Genomic DNA, 18,433 nt, shown 5'->3' with positions numbered 1-18,433 from the left:
AGAGGGCGGGAATCGCCGCATAGCGGCCGTAACGGACCGCGGGACGCTCGGATTCTGGACAGGGCCTTCCGGTGAGCGGTGCAGATCGATTAATTTCACTCCACGCGCACGCCCGGCGGCAGCGTCGCCCCGGTGCGCAGTGGCATGTGGATCTTCTGACCTGCCTGGCCGTCGCTCTGTCGGGGCGATGGCCTTGAGTGCGTTGCTGCCAAGGGACGGGCAGCCGCATCGCACGCCTCGGAAGGGGGGCGCCGTGACCGCGGAGACCTCACAGACGCTCGACCGGGGACTTCGAGTCCTCAAACTGCTGGCCGAGACCGACCACGGGCTGACCGTCACCGAGCTGTCGAAGCAGCTCGGGGTCAACCGCACGGTGATCTACCGCCTGCTGGCCACGCTGGAGCAGCACTCCCTGGTGCGGCGGGACGCCGGCGGCCGGGCCCGGGTGGGCGTCGGGGTGCTCGTCCTCGGGCGGCAGGTGCACCCGCTGGTGCGCGAGGCCGCGCTGCCCGCGCTGCGTTCGCTCGCGGAGGACCTCGGCGCCACCGCGCACCTCACGGTGGTGGACGGCACGGACGCGCTCGCCGTCGCGGTCGTGGAGCCGAGCTGGACCGACTACCACGTCGCCTACCGCACGGGCTTCCGCCACCCGCTCGACCGGGGCGCGGCGGGGCGGGCGATCCTCACCGGGCGCTGCAAGGACATCACCGACGAGGAGGGCTTCGTCTTCACCCGCGGGGAGCTGGACGCGGGCGCGAGCGGGGCCGCGGCGCCGCTGCCGCGGGACTGCGGCATCGAGGGCAGCGTGGGCGTGGTGATGCTGAACGACGCGGTGCCGCCGGACGTGGGGCCCCGGGTGATCAGGGCCGCGCAGGAGGTCGCCGCCGTCCTGCGTTAGATTCGCTCCCATGTCCGCAGCCCCGAGCGCCCCGACGGCTCCCGCCTCCCCGCCCCCGCCGCTGTGGCGCCGCCGGCACCCGCTGGTGCTCGTGCTGTGCGGCGCGGTGCTCGTGGCCCTGCTCGCGGTGGCCCTGCTCGCCCCGCTGCCCTTCTCGGTGACCCATCCGGGGCTCACCGCGAACGTGCTCGGGGAGCGGGACGGGGAGCCGGTGATCTCCATCAGCGGGGCGGAGGTCAGGCAGACCGAGGGCGAGCTGCGGCTGACGACCATCACCGCCACCTCGCCCGACGCCACGGTCCGGCTCACGGACGTCATCAGCGGCTACTTCGCCGACGACGAGGCCGTCATGCCGCGCGACGCGGTCTACCCGGCGGGCGACAGCACCCGGGAGATCCGCCGGCACAACGCGGAGGAGATGGAGCGCTCGCAGGACGCCGCGGTGGCCGCGGCCCTGAACCACCTCGGGCTCCAGGACAGCGGGATCTCCGTCGAGCTGAACCTCGCCGACGTCGGGGGCCCGAGCGCCGGGCTGCTGTTCTCCCTGGGCATCGTCGACATGCTGGAGGGCGACGGGGCCGGGGGCGACCTGACCGGGGGGCGGACCATCGCGGGCACCGGCACCATCGAGCCGGACGGGACGGTGGGCGCGGTGGGCGGCGTGCCGCTGAAGACCCAGGCGGCGGCCCGGGACGGGGCGAGCGTGTTCCTGCTGCCGCGCGAGGAGTGCGGCGAGGCCTCGGCCGACCTGCCCGAGGGGCTGCGCCTGATCCCGGTGTCCTCCCTCGACGAGGCGGTCACCGCCCTGCGGGACCTCGCCGGCGGCGGGTCCGTGCCCTCCTGCTGACGCCCCCGGCGCCCTTCTGCCCGCCCGCCGCGCCCGGCGTGCCCCGCGTGCCGCCCGCGCGCGAGGCCGCCGGGGCGGGCCGTCGCGTACGGAAACGGAAGCCGCCCCCGCAGTGCAGGTGGCGGGGGCGGCTTGTGGGGGGTGGTGTCTTACAGATTCCCCCGCCGCGCCTGTTCACGCTCGATTGCTTCGAAGAGTGCTTTGAAATTCCCTTTTCCGAACCCCAGGGAACCGTGCCGCTCGATCAACTCGAAGAAGACGGTCGGCCGGTCCTGCACGGGTTTGGTGAAGATCTGCAACAGGTAGCCGTCCTCGTCGCGGTCGGCCAGGATCTTCAGCTCGCGCAGCGTGTCCACCGGGACGCGGGTGTCGCCCACCCAGGAGCCGAGCGTGTCGTAGTAGGAGCCGGGGACGTCGAGGAACTCCACCCCCGACGCGCGCATGACGCGCACCGTGCGGACGATGTCGTCGGTGGTGAGCGCGACGTGCTGCACGCCGGGGCCGCCGTAGAACTCCAGGTACTCGTCGATCTGCGACTTCTTCTTGCCCGGGGCCGGCTCGTTGATCGGGAACTTGACCTTGCGGCTGCCGTCGGCCACCACCTTCGACATCAGCGCCGAGTACTCGGTGGCGATGTCGTCGCCGACGAACTCCTTCATGTTGGTGAAGCCGAGGACGGTGCGGTAGAAGTCCACCCACTCGTTCATCCGGCCGAGCTCGACGTTGCCCACGCAGTGGTCGACCGCCTCGAACACCGGCCGTTCCGGCGGGGTGACCAGCGGCGCGGCCGCGGTGAAGCCGGGCAGGTACGGGCCGCGGAAGCCGGTCCGCTGCACCAGCGTGTGGCGGGTCTCGCCGTAGGTGGCGATCGCGGCGAGCACCACCGTGCCGCCCTCGCCGGCGAGTTCGTGCGGCTCCTCGATGCCGCGGGCGCCGTGCGCCACCGCGTGCGCGTAGGCGGCCCGGGCGTCGGGCACCTCGATGGCCAGGTCGACCACGCCGTCGCCGTGCTCGGCGACGTGCCGGGCCAGCGCGTGGCCGCGGGGGGTGGTGGGCCTGATCACCGAGGTGAAGACGAAGCGGGCGCTGCCGGACTCCAGCACGTAACTCGCGGTCTCCCGGCAGCCGTTCTCCGGTCCCTGGTAGGCGACGAGGGTCATCCCGAACGCCGTGGAGTAGTAGTGCGCGGCCTGTTTGGCGTTGCCCACGGCGAAGACGACCGCGTCCATTCCCAGCACCGGGAAGGGGTCGGCGGGCGCCTCGGCCGAGGCGGTGTCGGATGTGGTCTCCAGCGTGTTCTCCGCCATGTACGACATGTAACGAAGGGTGAGGCCGCCTGGCAGAGTGCGCAATAGTTTGCGTGGATAGTGGGCACTCTGTACAGCGGGCTCCGCGGGAGCCGGGGAAATCTGTACAGGTTGCCCAGGAGGAACGGCATGGCGATCGACGAACTGGACGCGCGGCTGATCGAGCTGCTGGCCCGCGAGCCGCGGATCGGCGTGCTGGAGGCGTCCCGGCGGCTCGGGGTGGCCCGCGGCACGGCCCAGGCCCGGCTGGACAAGCTGCGCGCCGGCGGGGTGATCAGGGGCTTCGGGCCCGAGGTGGACCCGGCCGCGCTCGGCTTTCCCGTCACCGCCTTCGCCACGCTGGAGATCAGGCAGGGCCGGGGCGCCGAGGTGCGCCGCCACCTGCGCGGGGTGCCCGAGGTGCTCGAACTGCACACCATCACGGGGCAGGGCGACATGCTCTGCCGGCTGGTGGCCCGCTCGACCGCGGACCTCCAGCGGGTCATCGACCGGGTGCTCGGCTTCCCCGGCATCGTCCGCTCCGACACCGCGATCGTGATGGAGAACCCGGTGCCGCTGCGCGTCATCCCGCTGGTGCGGCACGCCGCGGGGCTGCCGGGGCCGTCCGCCTGAAGGCCCCGGCAGCCGGGGCGGGTCCGGCCCCCTCCGCCGGGGCCGGTTCCGCCGCGTGAGCGCCCCTACGGCGCCGGCGCCGTGCCTCCGGCCTCCTCGCCCGGCCCCGCGGACAGCAGGGCGCACAGGCCGCCGGACAGGTCCATCCGCTCCGCCTCGGTGCCGGGCGGCACCAGCCGCAGTATCCGCTCGACCCAGGCGGTCAGGGGCGTGGCGGGGGCACGCAGCAGCGCCTCGCCGTCCGGGGAGCGCAGCGAGAGGCAGATGACCCGGCGGCCCTCCGCCGTCGCCGGCCACACCCGCACGTCGCCGTCCCCGGTCGGCCGAAAGGCCCCGTCCACCAGCAGATCGCGGGCGAATACCCAGTTCACGGGGACGTCGGAGCCGATGTGGAAGGTGATGTGCACGGCGTAGGGATCGCCCGAGTGGTAGGCGAGCCGCGCGGGCACGGGGATGGCGCGCGCGGGGGTGAGCACCAGCTGGAGTTCCAGTTCCCTCTCGATCGTGGTGTGCATGTGTGCGGCCCTCTTCCCTCCTGTGCTGGGGGCGTGCCCGGCCCGGTCCGGGCACGCCGGAACGGACTCGCGCGAAGTCCGTTCCCCAGTGAGAGCGCCTGCCGGGCGGTTCATTACGCGGATCGCACGGATTGTTTCCGCGCGTTGCACCCGAGCGGGCAATCCCGCCCTCGCCGAGCGCCCGCAGCGCCCGCACCGCCGCCCGGTGCGGCGGTGCGGGCGCTGCGGGCCGGGGGGCGCTCGGCGGGGCCGCTGTCAGTGGCGGCGGGTAGCGTCGTCGGGGTGGACGAAGCGGTGTACGAGACGAGAAGCGGGCGCGGCGGCCCCGGCGGCGGGTCGCGGGTGCGCCTTGCGCCCTGGGCCGAAGGGGACCTTGACCTGCTGCGGCAGGCCAACGCCCCGGAGCTGATGACGCACCTGGGCGGCCCCGAGACCGAGGAGCGCCTGCGGGAGCGGCACGCCAGGTACGTCGCCCTGAGCGACACGGGCCCTGGCCGCATGCTCAGCGTGTCCCTGCCGACGGGGGAGCCGGCCGGGGTCGTCGGGTACTGGGAGCGGGAGTGGCGGGGAGAGGTGGTGTGGGAGACGGGCTGGACCGTGCTGCCCGCCTTCCAGGGCCGCGGCATAGCCACCGCGGCGGCCCTGGCCGTCGCCGCCCTCGCCGCCGCCGAGGGCACCCACCGGTACCTGCACGCCTACCCCTCGACGGCCAACCTGGCGTCCAACGCGACCTGCCGCAAGGCCGGCTTCACCCTGCTCGGCCCCTGCGACCTGGAGTACCCGCCCGGCCACCCCGTCCGCTGCAACGACTGGCGCCGCACGCTGGCCGCGGGCTGAGCCCGCCCGGCCCGCCGGGGCCCGTGGTCGGGCGGTGCGCGAGGCCGGGCGGTGCGTGAGGCCGGGCGGGCGCCGCGGGCGCTGGTCCGGCCGGGGCTTTCCGCCCCGCGACGGCGGTTATTCGCTGGACTGCGCGCGGGACGGCTCGCACAGTGGGCTCCGTGCTGAGCCATGAACCGGAAGCCGCGTTCCTGCCGGGCCTGCGCCTGTCCCGGGTGCTCTACGAGGAGGCCGTGCGCCCCCTGCTCGCCGCCGAGTTCCCCCGGCTCCGCTACGCCGCGGCCCGGGTCGGCACCGGCTCCGAGGTGCTGGGCTTCGACACCGCGCGCTCCGCCGACCACGAGTGGGGCCCGCGGCTGAACCTCTTCCTGTCCGCCGCCGACGCGGCCGCGCTCGGCCCGCGCATCCGCGCCCTGCTGGCGGAGCGGCTGCCCAAGGAGGTCCGCGGCTGGCCCACGCACTTCACGGACACCCGCGATCCGCTCGACCCGGTCGGCCGGATGGAGCCGACCGAGGGCCCGGTCAGCCACCGGGTCTCCGTCGCGGACGTCGGCTCCTGGCTGCGCGAGAACCTCGGCCTCACCGGCGAGCCCGCCACCGCGGACTGGCTCGCGATGCCCCAGCAGCGCCTCGCGGAGGCGACCGCAGGCGAGGTCTTCCACGACGGCCTCGGCGAGCTGACCGCGGCCAGGCGGCGCCTGGCCTGGTACCCCGACCAGGTGTGGCGCTACCTGCTCGCCTGCCAGTGGCAGCGGCTCTCCCAGGAGGAGGCGTTCCCCGGCCGCTGCGCCGAGGTGGGCGACGACCTGGGCGCGGCGGTGCTCGCCGGCCGGCTCGTGCGCGACCTGATGCGCCTGTGCCTGCTGCTCTCGCGCACCTACGCGCCCTACGGCAAGTGGCTGGGCAGCGCCTTCGCCCGGCTCCCGGTGGCCGCCACGCTCACCCCGGTGCTGCGCGGCGCCCTGGCCGCGACGGGCCAGGCGATGCGCGAACGCCGGCTGTGCGAGGCGTACGAGGCGGTGGCCGCCCTGCAGAACGAGTCGGGCCTGACCGCCCCGGTGGACCCGGCCCGCCGCCCGTACTACGGCAGGCCGTTCCTCGTGCTGCACGCCGAGCGCTTCGCCAAGGCGCTCGCGGACACCCTCACCGATCCCCGGCTGCGCGCACTGCCGTTGACGGGCGGGGTGGACCAATGGGCGGACAACACGGACTTTCTGGGGAACCACGGGCTGATCCGGGCGGCCGTCGCCGCCCTCCCCGGCGCCTGAACCCCCGCGGCCCCCGCGGGTTTTCCCGGCTCGGCTCCCGGCTACGCTCCGGTGTTCGTTAAGGTCCTTCCCGGAAGGACCCGAAAGACCAAAAGACCGCACGGACACCGAGTAACGCTGGTCGCCAGGCGACGTACGATGCTTAGGCCGTAGACCCCCTAAGCGACCAGTCAGTACGGACGAGGAGATTCGGACCGCCTATGAGCTCCCCACCCGCAGGAAACGCCAGCGGCCCGGGGCCCAACTGGTATCCGGACCCGTCCATTCCCGGCTACATCCGGTACTGGAACGGCACCGCCTGGGTGCCCGGCAGCAGCCGGCCCGAGCCGCGGGAGGGCGAGCCGGCTCCCACGCCCCCGTCGGGGGCGGTGGCCTCGCCCCCCGGGCCCGCACCAGCCCAGGCCCCGCCGCAGAACGAGACGCAGCCCTTCTTCTTCGACGAGGACATGCCCCGTCAGGGGACCGGCGAGCAGGAGGCCGGGCAGGCGCAGGACCGGCCCTCCGGGCAGTCCGCGCTGCCCGAGGTGCGCGGCCGCGGCGAGGTCGCCCCCGCGCGCCAGGAGGGCGCCGCCTGGCGCGCCGACGCCGGCGCCCAGTCCGGCCCCGAGCAGCGGGTCACCTGGGGCTCGGACGAGGACGTCAGCACCTCGCCGGTCCGCGTCGACCCGCGCGGCCAGTTCCGCAGGACCTCGACGGAGGGTTCGCAGCCGCCGGGCGCGCGGCGCGAGCCGGAGCCGGAGGCGGAGCCCAACGAGCACACCGCGACCCTGCGCCGGATCGAGGCGCCGGACGGCGGCTCCTGGGAGCGGCAGGTCCACGACCTCGCGCAGCAGGCGCCGGGGGCGCAGGGCCAGGCCCCCGCGCCTTCGCCCGCTCCCGGTCAGCCGCAGCCGCAGGCCCAGGGCGGGCAGGCCGCGCCGGCCCAGTCCCCGCCGCTCGGCCTCCCGGTGCCGCCGCAGGCCGGCGGCCCGGCTCAGGGCTCCGCGCCCACCGCGCCCCAGCCCTCCCCGCAGGCGCAGGTCCCGCCGCAGTCCGGGCCGCCCGCCGGGGCGCCCGGCGTCGGCGTTCCGCCCCAGGCGGGCTCCGCGCCCGCCGCGCCCCAGCCCAGCCCGGCCCAGGGCGTTCCGGCCCAGGGCGGCCCGGCGGCCGACCGGCCCCCGCAGCCGGGCCCGGGCGCCGCGGCCCCCGGCGGCTACGGCTTCCCGCAGCAGCCCGCCGCGGCCCAGGCCACGCCGGCCGGGGGCGGTTACGGCTTCCCGCCGCAGCAGCCGGCCCAGCCCGGCTACGGCTACCCGCCGGCGGCCGGCGGGCAGGGCGCCCAGCCGGGCGGCTACGGCTACCCGCCGCAGAACGCGGCGCGCGCCCCGCAGTCGCCCTTCCTGCAGTCCCACGAGGGCGACCCGCTCACCATGGTCCGCCAGTTCGTCGACCCGGGGCAGAAGTACCCGGCCGGGCTCGGGCGGCGGCTGATGGCGCGGATCGTCGACGCGATACTGCCGCTGGCCGCGGCGGGCGGCGTCGCCGCGGTCGTGGCCGGGGACATCGGCGACCACATCCAGGACCGGGTCGACGCCGCCGAGCGGGCCGGCGTCACCAAGACCGTCTGGCTGATCGACGGCACCACCGCCCCCTACCTGGCGATGGTGCTCGGCGCCTTCCTGGTGGCCGGCCTGCTCTTCGAGGCGCTGCCCGTGGCGCTGTGGGGCACGACCCTGGGCAAGGGCATGTTCCGCACCCAGGTGCTGGACGTGGAGCGGCAGCAGAAGCCCTCCTTCGGGGCGGCCCTGCTGCGCTGGCTGCTGTTCAACGTGCTCGGCCTGCTCGTCGTCGGCATCGTCAGCATGGTGATGGCCGTCCGCGACCGGCCGTGGCGGCAGGGCTGGCACGACAAGGCGGCCCACACCTTCGTGGCCGGGAACAAACAGCCCGGCTGACCCGCCCGGCGGAGCGCTCCGCCCGAACGTCCGGCGCCGGGGTGCGCGGCACCCCGCGCCGGGTTCCACTGGGCCGCATGACGAGCGATCAGCCGCCGGAGGGCGAGGGCGGGCCCGAGGGCCGGGCCGGCGGGCCCGGCGCCCCGCGCGGGGAGGGTGGGCCCGGCTCCCCGCGGGGGGAGGGCGGGCCCGGCGCTCCCGAACCCGGGGCGGGGCTGCCCAAGGCCCCGCCGCCCGGCGAGTCGGGCGAGCCCGGCGGCCGGGGCCCCGAGGGCGAGGCCCGCGGGGAGGGCGGACCGCTCCCCGGGATGCCGCCGCTCGCCTCGCGCGGCCGGCGGCTGCTGGCGAGGATCATCGACTCCTTCGTGGTGGGCATCCCGGTCTCGCTCGCCCTGTGGCCCACCTGGGGGGACTGGGACACCGACAACACGGATGCCGCGGGCGTGGGCCCGTTCGTCCAGGAGACCGTGATCCTGGTCGTCTACTTCCTCTACGAGGCCCTCATGCTGAGCGCCCGCGGCCAGACCCTGGGCAAGATGGCGCTGCGCATCCGGGTGGCGATGCTGCACGACGGGGCCGTGCCGCGCGGCGGCCCGGGCTGGACCCGGGCCGCCGTCTACTCGCTGCCGCAGGTGCTGCCCTGCATCGGCTTCGTCTTCTGGCTGGTCAACGTGCTCAACTGCACGTGGGACAAGCCCTATCGGCAGTGCCTCCACGACAAGGCGGCCCGCACCGTGGTGGTCTCCACGGCCTGAGCCCGCGGGCCTGAGCTCCCGCCGGGCCCCCGCGCCGCCTCAGACCCGCGCGTGCGGGCGCCGTCCCGCCTGGGGGGCGGGGGCCTTGGCCACCTGCCCGCCGGGGGTGGGCCCGGGTTCGGCCCGCCTGTTCGCGGCGGCCAGCGTGACGGTCAGGCCGAGCGCGAGCGCGCCCAGCGCGATCAGCGTCAGCGCCACCGGGGAATCGGTGGGGAGGAGCAGCAGCAGGAGAAGGGTCGTGACGACGACGGTGGCCGAACCGTAGGCGATGTGGAGGGGGGTCGGGTGCCGCATGGCGATGTCCGTCCTCGGAGGGGTGCCGGCGTTGTCCGCGAGGAGGATGGGTGGGGAACGTCCATCTCTCGAACGGTTCTACGGCCCGAGATGCCCGCGTGGCCGGGGCGATAAGCGCCCCGCCTGCCCGTCGGGTGATGCATGGGGGGCGCACGGATTCACGGGTCAACGGCGTGCGCCGGGGCGGGCGGCGCCACGCGCGCCCCGGGGGTCTGTCTTTTTCTGACTTACTCATGTCAAATGCGGGGCGACGCCGCTTCCGTGGCAGAGGAGGTCAGACGACAGGTGAGAAAGCTCAAGCGAAACAGGCGGGGCCGGCCGGCCGCCCTGGTGGCGGCCTGGGCCGTCGCCGCGCTCGGGGCGGGCCTGCTGCACCCCGCCGGAGCCCAGGCCGCGGGCGGGGCCCAGCCGCCGGAGGACCACCTCGCCGGCCCCGGGGCCGACCGGCTGTTCTCCGCCTCGCCGCGCCTGGTGAACCCGCTCGGCGACAAGCAGGAATCGCTGCGTCAGGCCGCCTACCGGGAACTGCTCGGCGGCGAGGCCACCGTGCGCACGCGCGGCGGCTCCCAGGTGGTGGAGCTCGCCGACGGCGAGTTCGTGGAGACGGCCACCACGGGCACGGACCGGATCTTCACGGTCCTCGTGGAGTTCGGCGAGCAGACCGACCCGCAGGTGGGCGGCACCCCGGGCCCGCTGGTCAACGAGATCCCCGAGCCCGACCGTTCGGTGGACAACACCACCATCTGGCGCGAGGACTTCGACCGGCAGTACTACGAGGACGTCTACTACTCCGAGGACCCCGCCACCCCCTCGGTCAAGCAGTACTACGAGAGCCAGTCCTCCGGCAGGTACACGGTGGAGGGCCTGGTCACCGACTGGGTGAAGCTGGAGTACAACGAGGCCAGGTACGGCAACAACGCCTGCGGCTCCAGCGTCTGCCAGGACGTGTGGGACCTGGTGCGCGACGGGGTCAACGCCTGGTACGAGGACCGGCTGGCCGCCGGGGCCACCCCGGAGGAACTGCGGGCCACGCTGGCCGAGTACGACCGGCAGGACCGCTACGACTACGACGGCGACGGCGACTTCGACGAGCCCGACGGCTACCTCGACCACTTCCAGCTGGTGCACGCGGGCGAGGACGAGTCGGCGGGCGGCGGCGCCCAGGGCGAGGACGCGATCTGGGCGCACCGCTGGTACGCCTACCCGGACGCCATCGGCCGGGACGGGCCCGAGGGCAACCTCAGCGGCGGCACCGAGATCGGCGACACCGGCCTGTTCGTCGGCGACTACACCATCCAGCCGGAGAACGGCGGGGTCGGCGTGTTCGCCCACGAGTTCGGGCACGACCTCGGGCTGCCCGACCTCTACGACACCCAGGGCGGCGAGAACGGCACCGCCTTCTGGACCGCGATGTCCTCCGGCTCCTGGCTCGGCCTCGGCGACGGCACCATCGGCGCCCTGCCCAACGCGCTCGGCGCCTGGGAGAAGCTCCAACTCGGCTGGCTGGACTACGACCTGGCCCGCGCGGCCACCGACTCCCGGCACCGGCTCGGGCCCTCGGCCGCCACATACCCCGAGGGCGAGCGGCGCGACGCGAGCCAGGCGCTGATCGTCGAACTGCCCGACAAGACCGTCACCACCGACATCCACCAGCCCCCGCAGGGCGAGGCGCAGTGGTGGAGCGGCACGGGCGACGGCCTCGACAACACCCTGACCAGGACGGTGGACCTGAGCGCCGCGGACTCCGAGGCCACGCTCGGCCTCACCGGCTGGTGGAGCATCGAGGAGGGCTACGACTACCTGTACGTCGAGGCCTCGGCGGACGGCGGGCAGACCTGGACCGCCCTCGACGGCACCGCGGACGGCCGGGCCCTGCCCAGGGACGGCGCCGACCGGCCCGCCCTGACCGGCGAGTCGGGCGGCGACGCCGGCCTGGTGTACCCGCTGACCGGCTACCTCGGGCAGCAGATCCAGCTGCGTTTCCACTACCGGACGGACGGCTCCTTCTCGCTGCCGGGCTTCACCGCCGACGCGATCACCGTCACCGCCGACGGCGCGCCGGTGTACGCCGACGACGCCGAGTCGGGGCCGGGCGACTGGGCCGCCGAGGGCTTCTCGGTGGTGGGCGCCTCGATCACCGACGACTACCCGCAGTTCTACCTGGTGGAGAACCGGCAGTACACCGGCTTCGACGCGACGCTGGAACGCGGCCCGTACCACTTCGGCTGGCTGAACGAACGCCCCGACTGGGTCGAGCACTTCCCCTACCAGAACGGCCTGCTCGTCTGGCTCTGGGACACCTCCCAGCTCGACAACGACGTCAGCCAACACCCGGGCGAGGGCCTCGTCCTGCCGGTCGACGCCCACCCGCAGGCCGAACGCTGGCCGGACGGCTCGGTGCTGCGCAACCGGCTCCAGGCCAGGGACGCCACCTTCAGCACCCGCCCCACCGGCCAGCTGACCCTGCACCTCAACGGCCACGCCACGACGCTGCCCTCCCAGCGCGGCGCCGCGGCGTTCGACGACCACCGGGGCACCTACTGGGACGAGGACAACCCGCAGGGCAGCGTCCGCGTCCCCGACACCCACACCCGCATCACCCTCACCGACCAGCCCCGCGACCCCAACCGCCCGATCACGATCCGGATCTCCGCCAGCGGCCACTGACCGCCGCACCTCGCCGGTGGCCCCGGCGGCGACGGTGGTCCCGGGGCCCTGGCGGCCCCGGGCCCGGCGGCCCCGGCGGCCCCGGCCTCGGCGGTCCAGCCGGGGTGGCTGCCTCCCCGGGGGCCGCGTGGCCCGCCGGGGTGGCTGCCCGCCCCGTGCCCCCCGGCGGCTGCCGCCCCCTTCCCCTGCCGCGGCGGCCTGGTGGCTATGGCGCCGGGGTGAGGGTGCAGCGGGTGAGTTCGGTGACGAGCTGGTTGGCGAGGAAGGCGGGTGTGGCGGGGTGGCCGTAGGGGAGGTAGTCGTCCGGCCCGGGGGTCAGCCCTGGTCCGAAGGCCCCGCCGAACACCCCCCACACGCGCGGCTTGCGCACCCGGACGAACACGGGCTCGCCCAGGTGCGGGCAGTGCTCGGTCGCCAGCCGTGCGCAGGGCGCGCACACCGGCGGCTTGGTGGACAGCAGTCCCTCGGGCCAGCCGGGGAGCGCGTCGGCAACGTCGGGCCGGCGCAGCGCGAACAGCCAGCCCTTGCCGTTGCGGTCCGCGGGCCCGGCGCATACCTGGCACAGGCGTTCCTGCATGGCGCGGCGCTGCCGCGCCGGGTGCATGACGCGGAAGTCGGGGCGTCCGGTGCCGGGGGCGTGGCCGACCCGGGCCCACAGCACCCCGTGCCGGTCCCGGTCCCCGGCCGCCTCGTCCCGGTAGACCAGCCCCCACCCGCCCGGCCGCAGGCCCAACGCCCCACCGGCGAGGACCTCTTCCCCGCTCCACTTGGCGACATACGGCACGGGCAGCCGGTTGGGCCCCCAGGTCAGGATCTCGGGCATCGGGTCGGGTCCTCCGTGGCGGCGGGGGAGTGGGGCGTGAGCGGCGTGTTGGCGGTGGATGCGGCGGTCGAGGGCCGGGCCCATGCGGTATGGCACCCGTGCGTGCAGGGGTCGAAGGCGATGCCGAGGTGCCGTTCTGGCGGGCGGGGTTCGTGCTGCGTGCAGTCCTCGCAACGGCGCTCCGCGCAGGCGAGGGAGATGTAGGCCCGCGGCGGGCTGCCCAGGAGGCGGTCCTCAGACACGGCACACACCCCCTCGCGCGCGCCGCCGAAGGAGCGGGGCGAGGACCCGGCGCGGGGCCTCGGCGCATGGTGCGGTGGTCGTCATTGTCGGCTCCAGTGCACACTCTCGTTGCAGATGGTGTGCGCATCTCGACAGTGGGTAATGCGACGAAGAAACCGTGAACCTTCCCCGACGGGCCAGAAATGACCCGGTGGCCGCATAACCTCATGCGCCTCTCGCATACATGCATACGGTTTCCAGACAGCGCGCGGTACCACTCGTGATAGGGCACGTACATGACCTGGTCGTCTCAAACCGTTCGTGAGGCATCGAGGACTGGCAACTTCGGGCGAGTCATCCGCCTCGCACGTCTCAGCGCAGGCATCTCGCAGCAGCAACTCGGCGACGCCTGCGGGATCAGCCAGTCGGCTGTATCACGATTGGAGAACCAGCGAACCGGCGCCTACGACATGACGGTCCTTGCGCGAGCCGCCACTCATCTGCGCATTCCCATGCGACTGGTCGGGCTCGCCGACCAACTCGCAACGCACCCGGATGACAACGTGGAACGACGCAGCTTCCTGGCGGGGGCCGCGGCGATCGCCGCAACCCCCGCCCTCACTCAGCCTGCACCCCCCGAGGCGGGCCCAACCGCACAGCTGGCGACCCTCCGTATGGCGACCACTGCCTTCCGGCGGTTGGACGGCATGACCCCCTCACGTCACCTCATCGAACCCGTACTTGCTCATCTCCGGATGACGCAGACCCTCACCTCGGAGGCGCAAGGCGACCGGGACAGAGCCCGCTATGCCGCAGCGGCGAGCGAGACCGCCAGCCTTGCGGGCTGGCTCTCTTGGGACATGGGCGACCTGGGGTCTGCCCGCACCTGGTACGGCGCATCCATCACCGCCGCACGCCGCTCGGGCGATTCGTTGCTCTCTGCCTACCAGTTGGGCAGCCTTGCGCAACTCGAAGGCCACGTGGGGAACAACACGCAAGCACTGGCGCTCATCGCATCGGCCCGCCGACAACTCGGGCAGGCCGTCCCCGCGATCGCCACCGCGTGGCTAAGCACCGTCGAGGCGCTTGCACACGCAGAGGTCGGCGCAGCAACCGCTGCTGAGAAGGCGTTGCGCGCCGCCGAGGAAGCAACGGACCGCATCGGTGTTGAAGAGCCACCCCCCTGGCCGTGGGTATTCCCCTTCAGCCACGCCAAGGTTGCGGCGTGCCGCCTGTCCTGCGGCGCGCGTTTGGGACGCCCACAGTGGGTCACCACGGCTCAGGATGCCGCCGGGGCCATGCTTTCGTCCGGGCACGAAAAGCAGCGCGCTCAACTCGTACTCGACCTCGCATTCGGACAGCTTGCCAGCGGGCGGATCGATGGCGCATTTGCGCTCGCCACCCGCGCGCTGGAGATCGGGCTTCGCTACCGTTCGGGCCGCACTGTGGAGCGAGCCCGCGCGCTTCGGCGGGCATACACGTCGCCGACGCCTCCGCGGGTCGTCCGGGACTTTGACGAGCAGTTGCACGGCGTCTACTTGTGACCAATGGAGGACACCTCATGCGCGTGGGGATCACCGGACATCGGGGCCTGGCCGGGCACGTCGAGGAGCAGGTTCGTGCGCTGTTGCGGGCCGAGTTGGGTGGCTACGGGCCGGGTGGCCTGGTCGGGGTGTCCTGTCTTGCCGACGGGCCCGACAGCTGGTTCGCGGAGGCGGTTTTGGGCCTCGGCGGCGTCATCGAGGCGGTCGTCCCGGCGCGGCAGTACCGGGACGGGCTGCCGGAGTGGCACCACTCCCTCTACGACGCCCTGCTGGGCAGGGCGGCCACGGTGCACGAGACGGGGATGGACGCGTCCACGTCCGAGGCGCACATGGCGGGCAGTGAGCTGCTGGTGGGGCTCGTCGACCGGCTGATCGCCGTGTGGGACGGGAAGCCGGCGCGCGGGTACGGGGGTACGGCGGACGTGGTGGCCCACGCGGAACGCACCGGCGTCCCCGTGCGCATCCTCTGGCCGGAGGGAGCGACCCGGGACTGAAGGTGTTCCGCTCCGCCTGCCAGGGGGCGGCGCGTGGTGGTATCCCAGGGATGGGTCAGCGGATGAGCGAGGCGCTGTCCTCGGTGACGGGGAGGGTTGAGGTGTCCACGGTGCCAACGCCGTTGAGCGAAGAGGAGATCGCGAGCCGGCTGGCCGAGCGTCCCGGGTGGAGGCGGGCGGGTGACGAGATCACCCGGACGTTCGCGATCCGGTACCACGGTGGGGTGGCCCTGATCGTTCATGTCGCCGATGTCGAGCGGCTGATCGGGCACCATGCCGACATCGATCTTCGGTGGGGTTCCGTGCGGTTCGCCATCACGACGCACGACGCGGGCAACAAGCTGACCGCGGCCGACTTCGACCTGGCCGAACGCATCGACGCCATCGCCGCAGCACACGGCGCACGCTGAACCGAGACGAGGACCGATGACGACGATTGCGGCCCGGATGGAGCCCTAAATGATCACCTTCGAAGTCCGCGACGACGAGCTGGTTGCCTCTCTCAACCGCCAGATCGCCGAGGCCGGGATCAGCGAAGCAGCCATCGTTTCCCTGATCGGCGCCACGGAGGGCTTCACCATTTCCACCATGCCCGCCGGCGACGCGTTGAAGGACGACATCACCACCTATGACCTTCCGGCGGAGATGACCGGCACCGGCGAAATCAAGAACGGCTTCGTTCACCTTCACGTCGTCATGGGTGTCGAAGGCGACAAGGCCGTGGCCGGACACCTGCATGCCGCCACCATCAAGACCCATTTCGCCCGCGTCTACGTCCTGCCCAGCCCGTCCTGCCCAGCCCGTCCTGAGGTGCCGACCGGGACGGGCCGGGCCAGGTGAAGTGACCGGCGCTTCGTCAGCGGGTTTCCTCGTCGAGCCAGGCGAGGTATTCGGCGCTGCCGAGGGGGATGTCGGTGACGATGATCTCGGGGGTGTCGTAGGTGTGGTGAGCCTTGATGTGGGCTTCGAGATCGGGGTACTTGGCGGCCGTCGTCTTGTAGAGGATGCGCCATTCCTCGTCGGCCTGTACCTCCCCTTCCCACCAGTAGACGCTTCTGATCGGCCCGTCGATCTGGGCGCAGGCGGCGACGCGTGCCTGGACGGCCGTTTTCGCCAGGGCCTCGGCGGCTTCCTTGCCGTCGGTCGTGGTCAGCACCGTGATGTGGTCGGCCATGAACCCCTCCTCGGTATGTGTGCCGAGGGTATCGAGGAGGCGACGCCACGCCACGCCGAACCGTCAACCTGAGTCCTGGCCGGAGGGACCACCCTGGACTGAAGGTTTTCCGGTCGGCCTGCCGGGGGGCGGCGCGTGGTGGTATCCCAGGGATGGGTGTGCTGCTGGTCTCCAAGCCCTATATGGAAAGGCGATCGTTTGCGACCGCTCGCAAGGTGTGGCCTGACGTGGAGATCCTTTGTGCGTCGGAGCCGCTGGAGTTCGACGACTATCTGACGTTCATCGGCGACGAGAAGCTCGTCCTGGACATGCTCGTCGGCGACCTCCAGCGGGTCGTCGAGTATCCGAAGCGCGGATTCGCCGTCGAGCAGGAGGTGCCGGAGGGCGTGCATGCCGCGTACGAGTCCCTCGTCCGCGACGGCTTCACCAGCCGCCTCATCAACCCCTGACCTGTCTGCCCCGGCATGCTCGATCCACCGGACCGCACTCGCCGATCGGCGGCGTACGGCTTCACGAACTCCCGCTCGGAACCCACCGGTTGCACTCGCCGCACGCAGGAAGATCTTCCCTTCCAGGCCGTGCCGCGAGAGCGAAGTCCTGAACGGTTGCCGTCCGCCTTCGAGTCGAGCCAAGCTCAGCCGAGACCGCGATGAGCGGCCCACAACGCCCCGGCACGGCCGGCGGCGTCGGCGACCAGGGCCGCCAGTTCGGGGTTGTCGGGGACGGGGAACGAGACGTATGCGCCCCGGCCACCACCAACGGGCCGGCCGTATGCCTTGGCAGCGAGGCGGCCGTCCGGGAGCAGCCGGACGTTGAGTGTGGTCAGCGTGAACGCTTTGCCGCGCCGCGTGTCAGTCCAGCGAAGCGCCTGCGGGATCGTGACGTTGATCGCCAGGGCACTCACTTCCGGGTCGCTGCTCATGAACGGATGGTCTCACGCGAGTCGCCGCAGGCGGCCCCTCTGTCAGGCGGCCGTCCCCCTCTGTCAGGCGGCCGTCCCGCCCGCATTGCGGATCAGTTGCCGGAGCACCTTCAGCGTGGTGACGTAGTCCGCGTCGTCGATCCCCTCGTGGAGGGCGGCGCGGATCGCGGGGGCGTTGCGCGCGAGGTCGATGCGGGCCTGTTCCCCCTCCTCGGTGAGCCACAGCCGGCCCTCGGCGTCCCGGGTCAGCCAGCCGCGCTCCACGAGCACCTCGGCCTCCGCCGACAGGTCGTCCTCGGGCCGAAGGTAGGAGGTCATCGCCGCCCGCAGCTCGGACAGGGTCATCCCCTTGCCGTCGGGCGAGATGTCGTTCACCGACAGGTTGCGCAGAAGCCAGTACTGGGGCTGGGTGTAGCCCTTCTCGGCCTGCCGGGCCCGGGTGTACGCGATGAGCGCCTCGTAGGCGACCCCCGTCCAGTAGGCGGCGGGCTGTCCGGCGAGTTCGGCGTCGGAGATCTGCTGGGTCGTCGCCATGGGAGTCCCCTCCTGGTACGTCGCGTGCGGAGCCTGCACGCCGGTGCAGGCCATGCGGAGAACGTAGGACCTCAAGGGTGGTTGAGGTCAAGCGCGTGATCTCCGGACGTCCTCGGCGCAACCTGAGATCGGCACGACCTGGGACCTGCCCCGCCACGGACACGGCCGAGGTGTCGATTGCCCCGGCCGTGGCCGTCGCCGCCGGCTGCGGCGGGCCCCGGTGATCGTTATGCGGACGGTGGGGGTGTCAGCGAGGCGTCACCGTACGGAATGTTGCGGTGAGTGATCGACTGGTGAGCATGGTGGGACGGAAAGTAATCGGCCCACGTCTCGGCCTTCGCCCCTCGACGGGGGCGGCCGAACGGGGTAAGGATGTGTCCATGCTCATCGAGGATTCCGCCAGGGGTTCGGAAGCGGCCTGCCACGGAGGCTTCGTCCGCTTGCCGGACGGCAGCGTCGTGGTCGCCCTTCCGGTTCCGCACCCGGCCATGCCGGGCCGGAAGGTGCGGGTGCTCGTGCACGCGGCGAGCAGGCCGCGGGCGCTGACGCGGTTGCGGAACCTGGGCCTGCGGGTGTTCTCGCCCCGCGGCAACGCCGGGGCGCCCACCCCGGACGAGATCTCCGCGGTCCTCCACCACCCCGAGGGCGTGGTGTGGCGTTCCACCTGGGGGGATGTCACCGAGGGCTGGCACCCGATGGCCCGCCTCCTGGCCCACGACCGCCCGGCCGCCTGAAGCGCGGCACGAGGCTGAGCGCGGCACGAGGCTGAGCACCGGGCGGGCCTGA

The 18,433-nt window shown here is 73.3% G+C and carries 20 protein-coding genes and 1 pseudogene; 14 read left to right on the top strand and 7 right to left on the bottom strand.

Annotated elements, in window-relative coordinates:
- Positions 1–253 precede the first annotated feature (253 nt).
- Together D7294_RS20430 and D7294_RS20425 are read left to right on the top strand one after the other, a co-directional pair.
- Entirely contained in the window at positions 254–898 is a 645-nt protein-coding gene (locus tag D7294_RS20430; protein ID WP_120681859.1) for an IclR family transcriptional regulator, read from the top strand.
- A 10-nt stretch (positions 899–908) separates the two neighbouring features.
- A complete protein-coding gene (locus D7294_RS20425) occupies positions 909–1,745 on the top strand; it encodes a S16 family serine protease (protein ID WP_120681857.1) in 837 nt (278 codons plus the stop codon).
- Between the two features lie 149 nt (positions 1,746–1,894).
- On the opposite strand, the gene hppD is transcribed toward D7294_RS20425, so the two are convergent.
- Complete coding sequence (gene hppD, locus D7294_RS20420; RefSeq protein WP_120681995.1) at positions 1,895–3,052, bottom strand: 4-hydroxyphenylpyruvate dioxygenase; 1,158 nt, start codon at positions 3,050–3,052, stop codon at positions 1,895–1,897.
- A gap of 129 nt (positions 3,053–3,181) precedes the next feature.
- Here hppD and D7294_RS20415 point away from each other — a divergent pair, with 129 nt between their 5' ends.
- A complete protein-coding gene (locus D7294_RS20415; RefSeq protein ID WP_120681855.1) occupies positions 3,182–3,664 on the top strand; it encodes an Lrp/AsnC family transcriptional regulator in 483 nt (160 codons plus the stop codon).
- 65 nt (positions 3,665–3,729) lie between these two features.
- Here D7294_RS20415 and D7294_RS20410 read toward each other — a convergent pair whose 3' ends face one another.
- A complete protein-coding gene (locus tag D7294_RS20410) occupies positions 3,730–4,179 on the bottom strand; it encodes an SsgA family sporulation/cell division regulator (RefSeq protein WP_120681853.1) in 450 nt (149 codons plus the stop codon).
- A gap of 282 nt (positions 4,180–4,461) precedes the next feature.
- Here D7294_RS20410 and D7294_RS20405 point away from each other — a divergent pair, with 282 nt between their 5' ends.
- From D7294_RS20405 to D7294_RS20390, 4 genes are all read left to right on the top strand, one after another.
- Entirely contained in the window at positions 4,462–5,016 is a 555-nt protein-coding gene (locus D7294_RS20405) for a GNAT family N-acetyltransferase (RefSeq protein ID WP_241562510.1), read from the top strand.
- 164 nt (positions 5,017–5,180) lie between these two features.
- Positions 5,181–6,284 (top strand): DUF4037 domain-containing protein, encoded by a 1,104-nt coding sequence (locus tag D7294_RS20400; protein WP_120681991.1) that lies wholly within the window; start codon positions 5,181–5,183, stop codon positions 6,282–6,284.
- Between the two features lie 200 nt (positions 6,285–6,484).
- Entirely contained in the window at positions 6,485–8,218 is a 1,734-nt protein-coding gene (locus D7294_RS33755) for an RDD family protein (RefSeq protein ID WP_120681851.1), read from the top strand.
- Between the two features lie 77 nt (positions 8,219–8,295).
- Positions 8,296–8,973: an RDD family protein gene (locus tag D7294_RS20390; RefSeq protein WP_120681989.1), complete on the top strand. Its 678-nt coding sequence runs from the start codon at positions 8,296–8,298 to the stop codon at positions 8,971–8,973.
- 39 nt (positions 8,974–9,012) lie between these two features.
- Here D7294_RS20390 and D7294_RS20385 read toward each other — a convergent pair whose 3' ends face one another.
- Positions 9,013–9,267: a hypothetical protein gene (locus D7294_RS20385; protein WP_120681849.1), complete on the bottom strand. Its 255-nt coding sequence runs from the start codon at positions 9,265–9,267 to the stop codon at positions 9,013–9,015.
- A 285-nt stretch (positions 9,268–9,552) separates the two neighbouring features.
- Between D7294_RS20385 and D7294_RS20380 the strand changes: the two genes are divergently transcribed.
- On the top strand, positions 9,553–11,934 hold the full coding sequence (locus D7294_RS20380; protein ID WP_241562509.1) for an immune inhibitor A domain-containing protein: 2,382 nt from the start codon (positions 9,553–9,555) through the stop codon (positions 11,932–11,934).
- A 205-nt stretch (positions 11,935–12,139) separates the two neighbouring features.
- Here D7294_RS20380 and D7294_RS20375 read toward each other — a convergent pair whose 3' ends face one another.
- A complete protein-coding gene (locus tag D7294_RS20375; protein ID WP_120681845.1) occupies positions 12,140–12,757 on the bottom strand; it encodes a hypothetical protein in 618 nt (205 codons plus the stop codon).
- A gap of 518 nt (positions 12,758–13,275) precedes the next feature.
- Between D7294_RS20375 and D7294_RS20365 the strand changes: the two genes are divergently transcribed.
- From D7294_RS20365 to D7294_RS20350, 4 genes are all read left to right on the top strand, one after another.
- Positions 13,276–14,523 carry a helix-turn-helix domain-containing protein gene (locus D7294_RS20365; RefSeq protein ID WP_120681841.1) on the top strand — a complete coding sequence of 416 codons (1,248 nt, stop codon included), beginning with the start codon at positions 13,276–13,278 and terminating at the stop codon, positions 14,521–14,523.
- Between the two features lie 17 nt (positions 14,524–14,540).
- Positions 14,541–15,017, top strand: a complete 477-nt coding sequence (locus D7294_RS20360; RefSeq protein ID WP_120681839.1) for a hypothetical protein — start codon at positions 14,541–14,543, stop codon at positions 15,015–15,017.
- A gap of 62 nt (positions 15,018–15,079) precedes the next feature.
- Positions 15,080–15,427 carry a 4a-hydroxytetrahydrobiopterin dehydratase gene (locus D7294_RS20355; RefSeq protein ID WP_120681987.1) on the top strand — a complete coding sequence of 116 codons (348 nt, stop codon included), beginning with the start codon at positions 15,080–15,082 and terminating at the stop codon, positions 15,425–15,427.
- Positions 15,428–15,476: 49 nt separating this feature from the next.
- Entirely contained in the window at positions 15,477–15,857 is a 381-nt protein-coding gene (locus tag D7294_RS20350; RefSeq protein WP_120681837.1) for a PCC domain-containing protein, read from the top strand.
- Between the two features lie 16 nt (positions 15,858–15,873).
- Here the strand turns inward: D7294_RS20350 and cutA are convergent, their stop codons facing one another.
- Positions 15,874–16,191: a divalent-cation tolerance protein CutA gene (gene cutA / locus D7294_RS20345; RefSeq protein WP_120681835.1), complete on the bottom strand. Its 318-nt coding sequence runs from the start codon at positions 16,189–16,191 to the stop codon at positions 15,874–15,876.
- Positions 16,192–16,340: 149 nt separating this feature from the next.
- On the opposite strand from cutA, the pseudogene D7294_RS20340 reads away from it, so the two are divergent.
- Positions 16,341–16,640: pseudogene (locus D7294_RS20340) on the top strand (YdcF family protein); the annotation flags it as partial.
- 185 nt (positions 16,641–16,825) lie between these two features.
- Here D7294_RS20340 and D7294_RS20335 read toward each other — a convergent pair.
- Both D7294_RS20335 and D7294_RS20330 read right to left on the bottom strand, forming a co-directional pair.
- Positions 16,826–17,113, bottom strand: coding sequence for a hypothetical protein (locus D7294_RS20335; RefSeq protein ID WP_120681833.1), 288 nt, complete (start codon positions 17,111–17,113; stop codon positions 16,826–16,828).
- Positions 17,114–17,176: 63 nt separating this feature from the next.
- Positions 17,177–17,647, bottom strand: coding sequence for a MarR family winged helix-turn-helix transcriptional regulator (locus D7294_RS20330; RefSeq protein ID WP_120681831.1), 471 nt, complete (start codon positions 17,645–17,647; stop codon positions 17,177–17,179).
- A gap of 380 nt (positions 17,648–18,027) precedes the next feature.
- Here D7294_RS20330 and D7294_RS20325 point away from each other — a divergent pair, with 380 nt between their 5' ends.
- Entirely contained in the window at positions 18,028–18,381 is a 354-nt protein-coding gene (locus D7294_RS20325) for a hypothetical protein (protein ID WP_120681829.1), read from the top strand.
- The last annotated feature ends 52 nt before the right edge of the window (positions 18,382–18,433 follow it).

The sequence above is a fragment of the Streptomyces hoynatensis genome (assembly GCF_003626535.1).
Lineage (GTDB): Bacteria > Actinomycetota > Actinomycetes > Streptomycetales > Streptomycetaceae > Streptomyces > Streptomyces hoynatensis.
Note: the sequence above shows the minus strand (reverse complement) of the source record. Positions and strands in the feature narration are given on the sequence as shown.

Coding starts and splice junctions, on each gene's coding strand:
- D7294_RS20360 (WP_120681839.1), top strand. CDS start 14,541: ATGCGCGTGGGGATCACCGGACATCGGGGCCTGGCCGGGCACGTCGAG.
- D7294_RS20325 (WP_120681829.1), top strand. CDS start 18,028: ATGCTCATCGAGGATTCCGCCAGGGGTTCGGAAGCGGCCTGCCACGGA.
- D7294_RS20365 (WP_120681841.1), top strand. CDS start 13,276: ATGACCTGGTCGTCTCAAACCGTTCGTGAGGCATCGAGGACTGGCAAC.
- D7294_RS20350 (WP_120681837.1), top strand. CDS start 15,477: ATGATCACCTTCGAAGTCCGCGACGACGAGCTGGTTGCCTCTCTCAAC.
- D7294_RS20390 (WP_120681989.1), top strand. CDS start 8,296: ATGACGAGCGATCAGCCGCCGGAGGGCGAGGGCGGGCCCGAGGGCCGG.
- D7294_RS20330 (WP_120681831.1), bottom strand. CDS start 17,647: ATGGCGACGACCCAGCAGATCTCCGACGCCGAACTCGCCGGACAGCCC.
- D7294_RS20385 (WP_120681849.1), bottom strand. CDS start 9,267: ATGCGGCACCCGACCCCCCTCCACATCGCCTACGGTTCGGCCACCGTC.
- D7294_RS20335 (WP_120681833.1), bottom strand. CDS start 17,113: ATGAGCAGCGACCCGGAAGTGAGTGCCCTGGCGATCAACGTCACGATC.
- D7294_RS20410 (WP_120681853.1), bottom strand. CDS start 4,179: ATGCACACCACGATCGAGAGGGAACTGGAACTCCAGCTGGTGCTCACC.
- D7294_RS20415 (WP_120681855.1), top strand. CDS start 3,182: ATGGCGATCGACGAACTGGACGCGCGGCTGATCGAGCTGCTGGCCCGC.
- D7294_RS33755 (WP_120681851.1), top strand. CDS start 6,485: ATGAGCTCCCCACCCGCAGGAAACGCCAGCGGCCCGGGGCCCAACTGG.
- cutA (WP_120681835.1), bottom strand. CDS start 16,191: ATGGCCGACCACATCACGGTGCTGACCACGACCGACGGCAAGGAAGCC.
- D7294_RS20375 (WP_120681845.1), bottom strand. CDS start 12,757: ATGCCCGAGATCCTGACCTGGGGGCCCAACCGGCTGCCCGTGCCGTAT.
- D7294_RS20355 (WP_120681987.1), top strand. CDS start 15,080: ATGAGCGAGGCGCTGTCCTCGGTGACGGGGAGGGTTGAGGTGTCCACG.
- D7294_RS20425 (WP_120681857.1), top strand. CDS start 909: ATGTCCGCAGCCCCGAGCGCCCCGACGGCTCCCGCCTCCCCGCCCCCG.
- hppD (WP_120681995.1), bottom strand. CDS start 3,052: ATGGCGGAGAACACGCTGGAGACCACATCCGACACCGCCTCGGCCGAG.